Raw genomic sequence first — 919 nt, forward strand, 5'->3', positions numbered from 1 at the left:
CAGGTCGCTGTGGCTGTCCGCCGGAAACAGCGCCGCAGCCAGCCGCCCGCTGCCCTCCTCCGCGCGGACGCTGCGCATCGCTGCCAGCACGTCCCCAGACGTCACCCTCCTGCGTCTGACCGGGTGCCAGTCGCCACGCCTGCCACAGTTTTTTCCAGCGCGGCGACTGCCAGAAGGCCTCCCACAGTACGCCGCAGAGGTCCAGCACCAGCACCGGCCCGGTGCCCGCGTCGAGCAGGGATGAAAGCGCGCCGGCGTCCGGCGCAAAGGTACCGCTTGTTGTCATGAAATACTCCGGGAGGGGTTACTGTGCGCTCACGCCGGCGCTCATCTGCGAGGACAGCGCCTGCAGCTGCGGGGCGTACTCATTTTTTGCCGCCAGCGCCAGCTGCTGGCCGCTGATGATGTTGGCCTGACGCAGCTCGTTTTTGATACCGAGCGCCAGCCAGTTGGCCGCGGCCAGCTGACGGGCAACCTCACGCGTCAGGTTGTCACCGTCCATGGCCTGCAGGTCGGTGACCCACGCGGTGTTGGCGTAGCGCCGCCCGACCTCAAACGCCTCAAACTCGCGCTCGCTCATGGTGCCGGTCTGCTTCGCCTGCGCCGAGGCGGTCTGCTGAAAGTAGCTTTCGGCCGAAGGCGCCTGACGGGCCTCGGTGAGGGCCGCCTGCGTGGCGTTCTGCGGCTGGCTCGCCGCCACCATGTCCAGCTGCGGCTGCATCGCGGCGCTCTGCATGGCCTTGTACTGCGTGAGCAGGCCCTGATACTCCTGCCCGGTGGCGGTCTGGATTTCGCCCCTGCCCGGCGTGCGCCCTGCATCAAGTTTAGTTGAGTTATTTACGTAGGCCATGGCCGCGTCCGTCTGCGCCTGGGTGAAGGTCAGCTCCGGGTCTTTGCCCGCGGGCCCCGCCCCGTCGTA

Annotated in this window: 1 protein-coding gene and 1 pseudogene; both read right to left on the minus strand. The window is 67.8% G+C overall.

Going from position 1 to position 919, the window contains the following annotated elements; translation table 11 throughout:
* Positions 1–286 (minus strand): annotated as a pseudogene (locus tag HA45_RS23345) (hypothetical protein); the annotation flags it as partial.
* 18 nt (positions 287–304) lie between these two features.
* Positions 305–919: conjugal transfer protein TraW (gene traW, locus HA45_RS23350; RefSeq protein WP_158087337.1), on the minus strand; the 615-nt coding region annotated here is incomplete at its 5' end.

Origin of the sequence: Pantoea rodasii, assembly GCF_002095465.1 — a bacterium.
Lineage (GTDB): Bacteria > Pseudomonadota > Gammaproteobacteria > Enterobacterales > Enterobacteriaceae > Pantoea > Pantoea rodasii.